This window comes from Enterobacter cloacae complex sp. P40C2, from assembly GCF_014930695.1.
In the GTDB taxonomy this organism is placed as follows: Bacteria; Pseudomonadota; Gammaproteobacteria; order Enterobacterales; family Enterobacteriaceae; genus Enterobacter; species Enterobacter pasteurii.
In genome coordinates this window covers 159,767-174,568 of sequence record NZ_JADBRP010000002.1, presented here as the reverse complement: position 1 = coordinate 174,568, position 14,802 = coordinate 159,767, and the positions used below count along the sequence as shown (strand labels likewise).

The 14,802-nt window shown below is 56.3% G+C and carries 12 protein-coding genes; 4 read left to right on the top strand and 8 right to left on the bottom strand.

Features of this window, described 5'->3' with window-relative positions:
* Positions 1-256 precede the first annotated feature (256 nt).
* From kefF to folA, 3 genes are all read left to right on the top strand, one after another.
* The gene (kefF, locus tag IM304_RS06055) at positions 257-787 is read left to right on the top strand and encodes a glutathione-regulated potassium-efflux system oxidoreductase KefF (RefSeq protein ID WP_148420046.1); all 531 of its coding nucleotides are present in this window, start codon (positions 257-259) and stop codon (positions 785-787) included.
* A complete protein-coding gene (gene kefC / locus IM304_RS06050; protein WP_193354753.1) occupies positions 780-2,645 on the top strand; it encodes a glutathione-regulated potassium-efflux system protein KefC in 1,866 nt (621 codons plus the stop codon). The genes kefF and kefC overlap by 8 nt, the downstream gene beginning before the upstream one ends.
* A 114-nt stretch (positions 2,646-2,759) precedes the next feature.
* Positions 2,760-3,239: a type 3 dihydrofolate reductase gene (gene folA / locus IM304_RS06045; protein WP_148420048.1), complete on the top strand. Its 480-nt coding sequence runs from the start codon at positions 2,760-2,762 to the stop codon at positions 3,237-3,239.
* A gap of 48 nt (positions 3,240-3,287) precedes the next feature.
* Here folA and apaH read toward each other — a convergent pair whose 3' ends face one another.
* From apaH to lptD, 6 genes are read right to left on the bottom strand one after another with little or no spacing between them, the layout of a single operon-like run.
* The gene (gene apaH / locus IM304_RS06040; RefSeq protein ID WP_148420049.1) at positions 3,288-4,136 is read right to left on the bottom strand and encodes a bis(5'-nucleosyl)-tetraphosphatase (symmetrical) ApaH; all 849 of its coding nucleotides are present in this window, start codon (positions 4,134-4,136) and stop codon (positions 3,288-3,290) included.
* 4 nt (positions 4,137-4,140) lie between these two features.
* Positions 4,141-4,518, bottom strand: a complete 378-nt coding sequence (apaG, locus tag IM304_RS06035; protein WP_003856425.1) for a Co2+/Mg2+ efflux protein ApaG — start codon at positions 4,516-4,518, stop codon at positions 4,141-4,143.
* 3 nt (positions 4,519-4,521) lie between these two features.
* The gene (rsmA, locus tag IM304_RS06030) at positions 4,522-5,343 is read right to left on the bottom strand and encodes a 16S rRNA (adenine(1518)-N(6)/adenine(1519)-N(6))-dimethyltransferase RsmA (RefSeq protein WP_148420050.1); all 822 of its coding nucleotides are present in this window, start codon (positions 5,341-5,343) and stop codon (positions 4,522-4,524) included.
* Positions 5,340-6,326, bottom strand: a complete 987-nt coding sequence (pdxA, locus tag IM304_RS06025) for a 4-hydroxythreonine-4-phosphate dehydrogenase PdxA (RefSeq protein ID WP_370627069.1) — start codon at positions 6,324-6,326, stop codon at positions 5,340-5,342. The genes rsmA and pdxA overlap by 4 nt, the downstream gene beginning before the upstream one ends.
* Positions 6,326-7,612: a peptidylprolyl isomerase SurA gene (surA, locus tag IM304_RS06020; RefSeq protein ID WP_148420052.1), complete on the bottom strand. Its 1,287-nt coding sequence runs from the start codon at positions 7,610-7,612 to the stop codon at positions 6,326-6,328. Before surA ends, pdxA begins: the two co-directional genes overlap by 1 nt.
* A gap of 53 nt (positions 7,613-7,665) precedes the next feature.
* Positions 7,666-10,017 (bottom strand): LPS assembly protein LptD, encoded by a 2,352-nt coding sequence (gene lptD / locus IM304_RS06015; protein ID WP_193354752.1) that lies wholly within the window; start codon positions 10,015-10,017, stop codon positions 7,666-7,668.
* A 239-nt stretch (positions 10,018-10,256) separates the two neighbouring features.
* Here lptD and djlA point away from each other — a divergent pair, with 239 nt between their 5' ends.
* Positions 10,257-11,072 carry a co-chaperone DjlA gene (gene djlA / locus IM304_RS06010; protein ID WP_176608728.1) on the top strand — a complete coding sequence of 272 codons (816 nt, stop codon included), beginning with the start codon at positions 10,257-10,259 and terminating at the stop codon, positions 11,070-11,072.
* A 31-nt stretch (positions 11,073-11,103) separates the two neighbouring features.
* Here djlA and rluA read toward each other — a convergent pair whose 3' ends face one another.
* Positions 11,104-11,763: a bifunctional tRNA pseudouridine(32) synthase/23S rRNA pseudouridine(746) synthase RluA gene (gene rluA / locus IM304_RS06005; RefSeq protein ID WP_193354751.1), complete on the bottom strand. Its 660-nt coding sequence runs from the start codon at positions 11,761-11,763 to the stop codon at positions 11,104-11,106.
* Positions 11,764-11,775: 12 nt separating this feature from the next.
* Complete coding sequence (gene rapA / locus IM304_RS06000; protein WP_193354750.1) at positions 11,776-14,682, bottom strand: RNA polymerase-associated protein RapA; 2,907 nt, start codon at positions 14,680-14,682, stop codon at positions 11,776-11,778.
* Positions 14,683-14,802: the final 120 nt, after the last annotated feature.

The following is a 14,802-nucleotide window of genomic DNA, read 5'->3' as shown; positions in this document are numbered from 1 at the left end:
TTATGTACAGGTTGATTTGTTAAATAATGAGTTAAGACAATCTAAAAATATCGGTTAATTATATGAGTTATTGATTCTATTTTATGGGGTGAATTTATTTAATCCATCGTTTCTTACTTTCGCGCCAGCAAAATGGCATGGCGGCGTCGATTGCCAAAAATTGCGTTTTGCTTTAAGGCGCTCGTTAACCCCTTTCAGTCGGGAAGGTAACTGTCTACACTCACTGCTACAAGAATAGAAGAAGACAGGCCCATTCATGATTCTGATAATTTACGCGCATCCTTATCCGCACCATTCGCATGCGAATAAACGGATGCTTGAGCAGGTAAGGACGCTTGATAACGTAGAGATACGTTCCCTCTATCAACTTTATCCCGACTTTAATATCGATGTCGCCGCCGAACAGGAGGCGCTCTCCCGAGCCGATCTGATTATCTGGCAGCATCCCATGCAGTGGTACAGCGTGCCCCCGCTCCTGAAGCTGTGGATCGATAAAGTCTTTTCTCACGGCTGGGCGTATGGTCATAACGGCAATGCGCTAAAAGGGAAAAGCCTGATGTGGGCGGTCACCACCGGCGGTGGTGAAAGCCATTTTTCTATCGGCGCGTTTCCGGGGTTTGACGTGCTGGCACAGCCGCTACAGGCGACGGCCCTCTACTGTGGCCTGAACTGGCTCCCGCCTTTTGCCATGCACTGCACGTTTGTCTGCGACGATGAAACGCTCCAGGCGCAGGCTCGACATTATAAACAACGCTTACTTGAGTGGCAGGAGACGCATCATGGATAGCCATACGCTAATACAGGCGCTGATTTACCTCGGCGCGGCGGCGCTGATTGTGCCCGTGGCGGTACGCCTGGGGCTGGGCTCGGTTCTCGGCTATCTGATTGCTGGCTGCGTCATCGGGCCGTGGGGTTTTCGTCTGGTCACGGATGCAGAAGCGATTCTCCATTTCGCTGAAATTGGCGTTGTGCTGATGCTGTTCGTGATTGGCCTGGAGCTCGATCCGCAGCGCCTGTGGAAACTGCGCGCCTCGGTATTTGGAGGCGGTGCTCTGCAAATGTTGGCCTGCGGTCTGCTGCTCGGCGGGTTCTGCATTCTGCTGGGCATGGAGTGGAAAGTCGCGGAGCTTATCGGCATGACGCTGGCGCTCTCCTCAACGGCGATTGCCATGCAGGCAATGAACGAGCGTAACCTGACGGTGACGCAAATGGGCCGTAGCGCCTTCTCCGTGCTGCTGTTCCAGGATATTGCCGCAATCCCGCTGGTGGCGATGATCCCGCTGCTGGCAGCCAGCGGCGCCTCGACGACGATGGGGGCCTTTGCCCTTTCGGCGCTGAAGGTGGTCGGCGCGCTGGCGCTGGTTATTCTGCTGGGGCGTTACGTAACGCGGCCGCTGCTGCGCTTTGTGGCGCGCTCCGGCCTGCGCGAGGTGTTCAGCGCCGTGGCGCTATTCCTGGTGTTTGGCTTTGGCCTGCTGCTGGAAGAGGCCGGGCTGTCGATGGCGATGGGGGCCTTCCTCGCCGGGGTGTTGCTGGCTAGCTCCGAATACCGGCATGCGCTGGAAAGCGATATCGAGCCGTTTAAAGGGCTGCTGCTGGGGCTGTTTTTCATCGGCGTCGGGATGTCGATCGACTTCGGTACGCTGGTGACGCATCCCCTGCGGATCGTCATTCTGCTGGTGGGCTTCCTGGTCATAAAAATGGGCATGCTGTGGCTAATTGCCCGCCCGTTGAACGTGCCAAAGCCGCAGCGCCGCTGGTTTGCCGTGCTGCTGGGGCAGGGGAGTGAATTTGCGTTCGTGGTCTTTGGTGCCGCGCAGATGGCCAACGTACTCGATCCGGAATGGGCAAAAGCGCTGACGCTGGCGGTTGCGCTGTCGATGGCCGCAACGCCGGTCCTGCTGGTCCTGCTGACGCGTCTGGAAAAAACCGGCAGCGAACAGGAGCGCGAAGCCGATGAGATCGATGAAGAGCAGCCGCGGGTCATTATTGCCGGATTCGGCCGCTTCGGACAGATTACCGGTCGTTTACTGCTCTCCAGCGGTGTGAAAATGGTTATCCTCGATCACGATCCCGACCATGTTGATACGCTGCGTAAATTCGACATGAAGGTCTTTTACGGCGATGCGACCCGCGTCGACCTGCTCGAGTCGGCGGGGGCGGCAAAGGCTGAAGTGCTGATTAACGCCATCGACGATCCGCAGACCAGCATGCAGCTGGTAGAGCTTGTCAAAGAGCACTTCCCTCATCTGACGATCATCTCGCGCGCGCGCGATGTGGATCATTACATCCAGCTGCGCCAGGCAGGGGTGGCCGCGCCAGAGCGTGAAACCTTCGAAGGTGCGCTCAAGTCCGGCCGCATGGCGCTGGAAAGCCTGGGGCTTGGCGCGTATGAAGCGCGTGAGCGTGCCGATCTGTTCCGTCGTTTTAATACTGACATGGTGGAAGAGATGGTGGCGATGGCCAGCAGTACGGCATCCGAGCGTGCGGCGGTATTTAAGCGCACCAGCACCATGCTGACGGAGATTATTAACGAGGATCGTAATCACCTGTCGCTGGTACAGCGTCACGGCTGGCAAGGGACGGAAGAGGGCAAGCATACCGGCGATCCTGCCGATGAACCGGAGAGTAAACCGTCTGCGTGAAGAGGAGTTGCCAGCAATATTAAAAAATTTCTGATTCTTTACCCTGCCGCCAGTCGACGAAAGATTAAGCTTTCCGTATAGTGGCGGCAATTTTTTGCATCCGGGAAATTTTCAATGATCAGTCTGATTGCAGCGCTGGCGGTAGACCGCGTTATCGGTATGGAAAACGCCATGCCGTGGAACCTGCCTGCCGATCTCGCATGGTTTAAACGTACTACGTTAAACAAGCCGGTAGTGATGGGCCGCCTGACCTGGGAGTCGATTGGTCGTCCATTGCCGGGCCGTAAGAATATCGTTATCAGTAGCCAGGCGGGCACTGACGATCGCGTTCAGTGGGTTAAGTCCGTTGATGAAGCGATTGCCGCCTGCGGCGATGCCGAAGAGATCATGGTGATCGGCGGCGGACGCGTGTATGAGCAGTTCCTGCCGAAAGCGCAGAAGCTGTATCTGACCCATATTGATGCCGAAGTGGAAGGGGATACCCATTTCCCGGATTACGATCCGGACGAGTGGGAATCCGTGTTCAGCGAATTTCACGACGCGGATGCGCAGAACTCACACAGCTACTGCTTCGAAATTCTGGAGCGCCGTTAAGCGATAGTTCCCCCTCACCCCAGCCAGGGGAGAGGGGAAGCGGGTTATTCAGGAGGCCACGGCCTCGCCTTCTCCCAGATCCAGCTGTCGGTTGGACGGCTGCACAAAATAACGTTTATCTTCCCAGCGTAAGCAGGTTAGATCTCCGCCCCAGCAGCATCCGGTGTCCAGCGCATAAATATTTTCCGGCGTACCTTTCCCCTCCAGCGATGCCCAGTGCCCGAACACAATACTGTATTCATCAGCCACGGGGCCCGGGATGGCAAACCACGGCTTAAGCGGCGCAGGCGCATTTTCCGGCGTGTCTTTGCAATACATATCCAGCTGTCCGTTCGGGAAACAGTAGCGCATCCGCGTAAACGCGTTGGTGATAAAACGCAGCCGCGCCAGACCGCTGAGATCCTCGCTCCAGTTGTTCGGCATATCGCCGTACATGGCATCGAGGAAGAACGGGTAGGAGTCGCTCGCCAGCACCGCTTCAGCGTCGCGCGCGCAGATTTTTGCCGTCTCAAGATCCCACTGAGGCGTGATGCCGGCATGGGCCATCACCAGCTTTTTCTCTTCATCAATCTGGAGCAGCGGCTGGCGGCGCAGCCAGTTAAGCAATTCGTCCGCATCCGGCGCCTCCAGCAGAGGGGTAACGCGATCTTTCGGCTTATTGCGGCTGATCCCGGCGTAAACGGCCAGCAGATGAAGATCGTGGTTACCCAGCACCAGCCGCACGCTGTCGCCCAGAGATTTAACATAGCGAAGGACGTCGAGGGAGCCGGGACCGCGTGCCACTAAATCGCCCGTTAACCAGAGCGTGTCCTGCCCCGGGGTAAAGTCGACCTGCTTTAATAATGCGATCAGTTCATCGTAGCAACCGTGAACGTCGCCAATCAGATATGTAGCCATTAGATTAATGAATAAGTGTAGGTACGGCGAGACGGAACACAGGAATGGCAATGCGGAAGGCATTACCGTCGGCATCGACCATTTCGTAATGGCCCTGCATGGTACCCAGCGGCGTCTCAATCACCGCGCCGCTGGTGTACTGATACTCTTCGCCAGGGGCGATATGAGGTTGTTCACCGACCACACCTTCACCCTGGACTTCAATTTCACGGCCATTGCCGTTGGTGATAAGCCAGTAGCGCCCGAGCAGCTGTACAGGCATCCGCCCCAGGTTGCGAATGGTTACGGTATAAGCAAAGACAAAACGTTCTTCATCCGGTGTGGATTGGGACTCAATGTAGACGCTTTGAACCTGAACACAGACGCGGGGCGAATCAATCATGGCTTAGCTCTCCTTCGGCGGCGCATTGTCGCTGATGTAATTAGCCAGCTTGCAGTACTGCTCTACGGAAATGTTCTCCGCTCGCATTGCCGGGTCGATGCCCAACTCAGCTAACACTTCAACGGTAAACAGATTGCCAAGGCTGTTACGAATCGTTTTCCGGCGCTGGTTAAAGGCTTCCGTGGTGATGCGGCTCAGCACGCGCAGATCTTTCACCGGGTACGGCATCGTTTTATGCGGCACCAGGCGCACAACCGCAGAATCCACTTTTGGTGGTGGCGTAAACGCGGAAGGCGGTACTTCTAATACTGGGATCACGTTGCAGTAATACTGCGCCATCACGCTTAAACGACCATACGCTTTACTGTTCGGGCCTGCAACCAGACGGTTAACGACCTCTTTTTGCAACATGAAGTGCATGTCGGCAATGGCATCAGTATAGCTAAACAGATGGAACATCAGCGGGGTGGAGATATTGTACGGCAGGTTACCGAACACGCGCAGCGGCTGGCCCATTTTTTCTGACAGTTCGCCAAAGTTCATGGTCATCGCATCTTGCTGATAGATCGTCAGCTTTGGCCCCAGGAAAGGGTGCGTTTGCAGACGCGCGGCCAGATCGCGGTCGAGTTCGATAACGGTCAGTTCATCCAGACGTTCGCCTACCGGCTCGGTCAGCGCGGCAAGACCCGGGCCGATTTCGACCATGGCCTGGCCTTTCTGCGGATTAATGGCAGAGACGATACTGTCGATCACAAACTGATCGTTTAAAAAGTTTTGCCCGAAGCGTTTACGGGCTAAGTGGCCCTGATGGACTCGATTAGTCATTGAGTATTAACAATCATTTTGATGGCGAGATTAAGCGCCGTAATAAAACTGCCGACATCCGCTTTTCCCCGGCCTGCCAGATCCAGCGCAGTACCGTGGTCAACGGACGTTCGAATAAAGGGTAAACCGAGGGTGATATTCACACCGCGGCCAAAGCCCTGGTATTTTAGCACGGGCAGGCCCTGATCGTGGTACATCGCGAGCACGGCGTCGGCATTATCCAGGTATTTGGGCTGGAAAAGGGTGTCGGCAGGCAGTGGCCCGCTGAGGTTCATTCCCTTCGCCCGCATTTCCTCGAGCACCGGAATGATGGTGTCGATCTCTTCGGTTCCCATATGTCCGCCTTCGCCCGCGTGCGGATTCAGGCCGCAGACGAGGACATGGGGCTGCGGGATGCCGAATTTGCTTTGCAAGTCGTGATGCAAAATCCCAATAATTTCGCGCAGAAGTTCAGGCGTAATGGCATCCGGAATCGCTTTGATGGGCAGGTGAGTCGTCACCAGGGCTACGCGCATTTCTTCGGTTGCCAGCATCATCACCACTTTCGGGCTGTGCGAGCGCTCTTCGAAAAATTCGGTATGCCCGGTAAACGGAATGCCCGCGTCGTTGATAACCCCTTTGTGCACCGGTCCGGTGATCAGAGCGGCAAATTCACCGTTCAGACAGCCGTCGCAGGCGCGCGCCAGCGTCTCGACAACGTAGTGGCCGTTTTCAGGGTTTAACTCACCGGGAACAGCCGGGGCGCGAAGCGGAACCGAAAGCAGGGTGAGGGTACCCGCCTGCTGCGGTGCAGGCTGTTGGCCTTCGACGTAGGGGATAAGCGTTAAGGGCAGACCGAGCAATGTTGCCCGGTCCTGTAACAGTGCTGCATCGGCGCAGACAACCAGCTCTACCGGCCAGCTGCGCTGGGCAAGCTGGACGACAAGGTCAGGCCCAATCCCGGCGGGTTCGCCGGGGGTGATCGCCACACGATGCGGTTTCATCAGTTGCTCAGCACTTTCACATAAGCGCTGGCGCGCTGTTCCTGCATCCAGGTTGCCGCTTCTTCAGAGAACTTACGGTTAAACAGCATGCGATAAGCGCGGTCTTTCTGCGCCGCATCGGTTTTATCCACGTTGCGGGTATCCATCAGTTCAATCAGATGCCAGCCGAAGGAGGAGTGCACAGGGGCGCTCATTTGGCCTTTATTCAGCTTCATCAACGCGTCGCGGAAAGCCGGATCGTAAATATCGGCAGCCGCCCAACCGAGATCGCCGCCCTGGTTAGCTGAGCCAGGATCCTGGGAGAACTCTTTTGCCGCCTTGTCAAAGCTGGTTTTACCGCTCCTGATGTCAGCTGCAATCTGCTCCAGCTTCGCACGGGCCTGATCGTCAGTCATGATCGGCGATGGCTTAAGCAGGATATGACGCGCGTGAACTTCGGTGACGGAAATGCTCTGGCTCTGGCCGCGCAGGTCGTTCACCTTCAGGATGTGGAAGCCAACACCGGAACGGATTGGACCGACGATGTCGCCTTTCTTCGCCGTGCTCAGCGCCTGAGCAAACAGGGATGGCAGCTCCTGAATGCGGCCCCAGCCCATCTGGCCACCTTTCAGCGCCTGCTGGTCAGCAGAATACGTGATTGCCAGCTTACCGAAGTCATCACCGTTGCGCGCCTGCTCCACGATAGCGCGCGCCTGGCTTTCCGCCTCAGCAGCTTGATCGGAGGTTGGGTTTTCCGGCAGCGGGATCAGAATGTGGCTCAGGTTCAGCTCGGTGCTGGCATCGTTCTGATTACCCACCTGTTTTGCCAGCGCATCCACTTCCTGAGGCAGGATGGTGACGCGGCGGCGAACTTCGTTGTTACGTACTTCGGAAATCAGCATCTCTTTGCGGATCTGATTACGGTAGGTGGCGTAGCTGATGCCGTCATAGGCCAGGCGGCTACGCATCTGATCCAGGGTAATGTTGTTCTGCTTAGCAATATTTGCGATCGCCTGATCGAGCTGCTCGTCAGAGATCTTCACGCCCATTTTCTGGCCCATCTGAAGGACAATCTGATCCATGATCAGACGTTCCAGGATCTGGTGGCGCAGCGTAGCGTCATCCGGAAGTTGCTGACCTGCTTCACCCGAGTTGAGCTTTACAGATTTCATCAAACCGTCAACGTCACTTTCAAGCACGACGCCGTTGTTAACCACGGCCGCGACTTTATCGACAACCTGTGGGGCCGCGAAGCTGGTATTCGCAACCATAGCGACACCGAGTAGCAGCGTTTTCCAGTTCTTCATACTTTTTCCATTTCAATTAACCGCAAAGCGGATTACGTTGTAAATCAAGCACATTACAAGGAACTGCGATATGGCAGAATGTTCGAGCGCAGCATCTGCTGCGTGCCCAGACCGTAGTTAGAACTCAGGCCGCGCAGCTCGATGTTAAAGCCAATCACGTTATCGTATTTGCCCTGACTGTTTTGTGTATCCCAGCCGTTAAGTTTGCGTTCGTAACCGACACGTACTGCGTAACAGCAGGAGTTATATTGCAGACCTAACATCTGGTCAGCAGGTTTTTGGGCATTCGTGTCATAGTAGTAGGCTCCGACGATTGACCAACGATCGGCAATCGGCCAGCTTGCGGCGGTACCTACCTGTGAAATCCCGTCTTTGTACTGCTCTGTATTCGCATAGTTTGGCAGTGTCGCCTGGATATATTCCGGGCTGGCGTAACGATACGTCAACTGCAACATACGGTCTTCATCACGGCGATACTCAACGGCAGCGCTGCCCGTTGCGATATTGTCCAGTCGCGTATCGTACTGAACCCCACCACGCAGACCCCAGCGATCCGTCATGCGCCAGTAGGTGTCGCCCGCCCAAACCAGTGAGCCCGTTTTGTCGTTTTTCTCCCAGTTAATGTCGTCATCACCGGTACGAGACTCGGTGAAATAGTAGATTTGACCAACAGAAACGTTAAAACGTTCAACGGCAGCATCATCATAAACGCGGGTTGTGACGCCGGTCGTCAACTGGTTAGCAGATGCAATACGGTCAAGCCCGCCGTAGGTACGGTCGCGGAACAGGCCGCTGTAGTCAGACTGGAGGAAGGACGAGTCGTAGTTTTGAATTTTGCTCTGATCGCGATAAGGCACGTACAGGTACTGCATGCGCGGCTCAAGCGTCTGGGTGTATCCGTCCGCGAGAAGGCCCATATCACGTTCGAAGATCAGCTTACCGTCCATCTTGAATTGCGGAAGCGTACGGTTTACCGATTCTTCAAGATCGGTGCCATAACGATTGTTATACCAGTCCAGATTTTTCTGCTGGTAATGGGTTGCCATCAGCTTGGCTTCGGTATTCAGGCTCGCCCAGTCGTTTGACCATGGCAGGTTGATCGTCGGCTCAATATGCAGACGCGTTGATTCCGGCATATCCGAGTTGGTGTTGACGAAGTGAACCGCCTGAGCGTAAACGCGCGTGTCGAAAGGCCCGACGTCGTTCTGGTACCAGTTCACGTCCAGCTGCGGCTCTGCACCATAGGTACTACGCGATTGCGTATCAAACACCTGGAACTGCTTGGTCGACACCGTCGCGTCAAAATTCTCAATGGCGTAGCCCACGCTGAATTTCTGCGTGGCGTAACCATCGGTACTGGAGCCGTATTTAGAGTCAAAGTCGTTGAAGTAATACGGATCGCTGACTTTGGTGTAGTCAATGTTGAAGCGCCACACCTGATTCAGCACCCCGGCGTGCCGCCAGTAATACATCCAGCGGTGTTTATCGCCTTCGGTTGGGTGCTCGTCCTGGAACACTTTATCTGACGGCAGATAATCGAACTCCATCAGACCCGCGCCCGCTTTGGTCAGATAGCGGAACTCGTTCTCCCACATGATATTGCCGCGCTTGTGGATATAGTGCGGCGTGATCGTGGCGTCCATGTTGGGCGCGATGTTCCAGTAGTACGGCAGGTAGAACTCAAAGTAGTTCGACGTGCTGTACTTCGCGTTCGGGATCAGGAAGCCTGAACGACGTTTGTCACCCACGGGAAGCTGCAGGTAAGGGCTATAGAAAATGGGTACCGGGCCGAGTTTAAAACGGGCGTTCCAGATCTCAGCGACCTGTTCCTCACGGTCGTGGATCACTTCGCTCCCCACCACGCTCCAGGTATTTGACCCGGGCAAACAGGAGGTGAACGAGCCGTTCTCAAGAATGGTGTAGCGGTTTTCACCACGCTGCTTCATCAGGTCTGCGGTACCGCGCCCCTGACGACCTACCATCTGGTAATCACCTTCCCAGACGTTGGTATCTTTTGTATTCAGATTTGACCAGGCTTTCGGACCTTTCAGGATGACCTGATTGTCGTCATAGTGCACATTACCCAGCGCATCCACCGTACGAACGGGCGCCTGAGCACCTTCGGGTTGCTTCTGGTGCAGTTGCACTTCGTCAGCCTGCAGTCGGCTGTTTCCCTGGTTAATATCGACATTGCCCGTAAAGGTCGCATTGTCAGGATAATTACCTTTCGCGCTGTCGGCATTAATGGTGACGGGTAAGTCATTCGTATCGCCTTTCACCAGTGGGCGATTGTAACTTGGAACGCCAAGCATACACTGCGAGGCGAGATCGGCTGCGAGCCCCTGTTGGCTATACAGGGCGGTGCCAATCATAGTGGCCAGAAGGGTGGGGATACGTTTTTTCATACGTTGTATTTTATTGTTCCGTCATCAGTGGCTACGGCTTACAAACGCTCAGAGACTATCTTACTCATCAGCGCAGTACCAGCGTTAATCCTGCCCGTTTGCGCGCCAGAGTGTTAGGCTCGCTATCGAATGACGAGTATGATAATGCAAATTATAGGCGATGTCCCTCAATTGACCGTGGCGCGACCACTGTAATGATGGCGTTGCGTCGGCCAGGAACATGACCATTCGGGGAGTATATGCAGTATTGGGGTAAAATAATCGGCGTTGCGTTCGCAATTATTATGGGTGCCGGATTCTGGGGCGTCGTTCTTGGCCTCATTATCGGCCATATGTTTGATAAAGCACGCAGCCGCAAAATGGCCTGGTTCGCCAACCAGCGCGAGCGCCAGTCACTCTTTTTCTCCACCACCTTTGAGGTGATGGGGCACTTAACCAAATCGAAAGGACGCGTAACGGAGGCCGATATTCAGGTTGCCAGCGTCTTTATGGATCGCATGAACCTGCACGGCGAATCACGCGTGGCCGCACAGAATGCGTTCAGGATTGGGAAATCGGATAACTATCCGCTGCGTGAAAAAATGCGCCAGTTCCGTAGCATCTGTTTCGGGCGTTTTGATTTAATTCGGATGTTTCTGGAAATTCAAATCCAGGCGGCCTTCGCGGACGGCTCTCTGCATCCGAATGAACGGGACGTCCTGTACGTCATTGCCGAAGAGCTGGGCATATCCCGCATGCAGTTCGACCAGTTCCTGCGCATGATGCAGGGCGGCGCGCACTTTGGCGGTGGATATCAGCAGCACTCCTCCGGCGGCGGCTGGCAGCAGGCGCAGCGTGGTCCCACGCTGGAAGATGCCTGTAACGTGCTCGGCGTGAAGCCGTCTGACGATGTCACGACCATCAAACGCGCCTATCGTAAACTGATGAGCGAGCACCATCCGGACAAGCTGGTGGCGAAAGGCTTACCGCCAGAGATGATGGAGATGGCGAAACAGAAAGCGCAGGAAATCCAGAAAGCCTACGAGCTGATTAAAGAGCAGAAAGGTTTTAAATAAAAAAATGGCCCGACAGCGTCGGGCCATTTTTTCAGAAGTCTACCGGGGCTCTAAACGTCATCGCGTTGCCAAACGCGGGGTGGGTGATGGTGAGCGTCTGCGCATGCAGCTGCAGGCGCGGCGCGAGGGCCAGCGCTTCCGGCGGCGCATAGAATCTGTCGCCCAGAATAGGGTGTCCCATCGCCAGCATATGCACGCGCAGCTGGTGGGAGCGCCCGGTAATCGGCTTCAGGAGAACGCGCGCGGTGTTATCCGGCACGTACTCCAGCACTTTATACTCGGTTTGTGCGGCCTTGCCGGTTTCATAACACACCTTCTGCTTTGGCCGGTTCGGCCAGTCGCAAATCAGCGGTAAATCCACCAGCCCTTCCGCCTGCGCCGGATGGCCCCACACGCGGGCGACGTACTGCTTTTTCGGTTCACGCTCGCGGAACTGGCGTTTCAGCTCGCGTTCCGCCGGCTTATTCAGAGCCACTACAATCACGCCGCTGGTCGCCATATCCAGGCGATGGACGGACTCGGCCTGCGGATAATCACGCTGGATACGCGTCATCACGCTGTCTTTATGCTCATCCAGGCGCCCGGGCACGGACAACAGGCCGCTCGGCTTGTTGACCACCATAATGTGCTCATCCTGATACAGAATGACCAGCCAGGGATCCGTCGGGGGATTGTAGGGCTCCATTACCATCTTGCGCTCCGCTTACTGATGCGTCACAACGATAAGACGCAGGGCGTCGAGACGCCATCCCGCCTGATTCAGGCTTTCCAGCACCTGCTGGCGGTTGCTCTCAATCGCGGCCAGTTCATCGTCACGAATGTTCGGGTTCACCGCCTTCAGCGCTTCCAGACGCGACAGCTCGGCGGAGAGCTTCTCATCGGCTTCGCCGCGTGCCGCGTCAATCAGCGCTCTGGCCGCTTTCTCCGCCTGGGCTTCGCCCAGTTGCAGAATAGCATGCACGTCCTGCTGCACCGCATTCACCAGCTTGCTGCCGGTGTGGCGGTTTACCGCACTCAGCTGACGGTTAAAGCTTTCAAACTCCACCTGACCGGCCAGATTCGTACCGTTTTTATCCAGCAGCAGACGCACCGGCGTTGGCGGCAGGAAGCGGTTAAGCTGAAGCTGTTTCGGCGCCTGGGCTTCCACAACGTAGATCAGCTCCACCAGCAGGGTCCCCACCGGCAGCGCTTTGTTCTTCAGCAGGGAGATGGTGCTGCTGCCGGTATCGCCGGAGAGGATCAGATCCAGACCGTTGCGGATCAGCGGATGCTCCCAGGTGATGAACTGTGCGTCTTCGCGGGACAGCGCCACATCACGCTCAAAGGTGATGGTGCAGCCGTCTTCCGGCAGGCCCGGGAAATCCGGAACCAGCATATGATCGGACGGGGTCAACACAATCAGGTTCTCGCCGCGATCGTCCTGGTTAATGCCGACGATGTCGAACAGGTTCATGGAGAAGCTAATCAGGCTGGTATCGTCATCCTGCTCTTCAATGCTTTCAGCAAGCTGCTGCGCTTTTTCGCCGCCGTTGGAGTGGATCTCCAGCAGACGGTCGCGGCCTTGTTCCAGCTGTGCTTTCAGCGCGTCGTGCTTCTCGCGGCAGGATTTGATCAGCTCATCAAAACCGTCGGTGTTTTCCGGAGCGGCGAGATAAGCGATCAGATCCGTATGCACCCGATCGTAAATGGTGCGGCCCGTCGGGCAGGTATGCTCAAACGCATCCAGACCTTCGTGGTACCAGCGAACCAGAACGGACTGGGCGGTTTTTTCCAGATACGGAACGTGGATCTGAATATCGTGCGCCTGGCCGATACGATCCAGACGCCCGATACGCTGCTCCAGCAGATCCGGGTTAAACGGCAGATCGAACATCACCAGATTGCTGGCGAACTGGAAGTTACGGCCTTCTGAGCCGATTTCGGAACACAGCAGAACCTGTGCGCCGCTGTCTTCTTCGCCAAACCATGCCGCAGCGCGGTCGCGTTCGACAATGGACATGCCTTCGTGGAACACGGCTGCGCGAATACCTTCACGCTCGCGCAGAACCTGTTCCAGCTGCAGCGCGGTGGCGGCTTTGGCGCAGATCACCAGCACCTTCTGGGAACGGTGCGCGGTCAGGTAGCCCATCAGCCACTCCACGCGCGGATCGAAGTTCCACCAGGTGCCGGTGTCGCCTTCAAATTCCTGATAAATTTGCTCCGGGTAAAGCATGTCGCGAGCACGCTCTTCCTGAGTTTTACGCGCACCCATGATGCCGGAGACCTTAATCGCCGTCTGATACTGGGTCGGCAGCGGCAGCTTGATGGTGTGGAGTTCGCGTTTCGGGAACCCTTTTACGCCGTTGCGGGTATTTCTGAACAGCACGCGGCTGGTGCCGTGGCGATCCATCAGCATGTCAATCAGCTCTTTACGCGCGGAGCCTGCGTCATCGCTGTCGCTGTTTGCAGCCTGAAGCAGCGGCTCGATGTCCTGCTCGCCGATCAGGTCGCTCAGAGTATTGAGCTCTTCGTTAGAGAGACGATTGCCCGCCAGCAGCAGCGCGACGGCGTCCGCAACCGGACGGTAGTTTTGCTGCTCCTCAACGAACTGCTCGAAATCATGGAAACGGTTCGGGTCGAGCAGGCGCAGACGGGCGAAGTGGCTCTCCAGCCCCAGCTGCTCCGGCGTGGCGGTCAGCAGCAGCACGCCGGGCACGCGTTCGGCAAGCTGCTCAATCGCCAGGTATTCACGGCTCGGCGCGTCCTCGCTCCAGACGAGGTGGTGCGCTTCATCGACCACCATCAGATCCCATTCGGCGTCGCACAGGTGCTCCAGGCGCTGCTTGCTGCGGCGCACAAAGTCCAGCGAGCAGATGACCAGCTGTTCGGTTTCAAACGGGTTGTCCGCGTCGTGCTGGGCTTCGGCATAGCGCTCATCGTCGAACAGGGAGAAGCGCAGGTTGAAGCGGCGCAGCATTTCAACCAGCCACTGATGTTGCAGCGTTTCTGGAACCACAATCAGCACGCGCTCGGCGGCGCCAGAGAGCAGCTGCTGGTGCAGGATCATGCCTGCTTCGATGGTTTTACCCAGGCCCACTTCGTCAGCCAGCAGCACGCGAGGCGCATGGCGACGGCCCACGTCATGGGCGATGTTCAGCTGGTGGGGGATCAGGCTGGTACGCTGACCGCGCAGTCCGCTCCACGGCATGCGGTACTGTTCGCTCTGGAACTTACGCGCGCGGTAGCGCAGGGAGAAGCGGTCCATACGGTCGATTTGCCCGGCAAACAGGCGATCCTGCGGCTTGCTGAAGACCAGCTTGCTGTCGAGCAGCACCTCACGCAGGACGACATTGGCTTCATCCGTATCAAGACGAGTACCAATGTAGGCGAGCAGTCCATTCTCTTCTTTTACGTCTTCAACCTTCAGTTGCCAGCCGTCGTGGCTGGTCACGGTGTCACCCGGATTGAACATCACGCGGGTAACAGGGGAGTCATTGCGAGCGTACAGGCGGTTTTCACCGGTAGCAGGGAAAAGGAGGGTAACCATGCGCGCATCAACGGCAACGACGGTTCCTAATCCAAGTTCGCTTTCTGTATCGCTGATCCAGCGTTGACCAAGTGTAAAAGGCATAGTTGTTCGGCTCTAATCTCTAATTGCAGGCAATAGTTCGACCCCGTCAAAAAAGACGGTCATCGAAAAATGGGTCCGGGAATGGAAAGGGCGCTATGGTACTGGATGGCAACGGTTTCG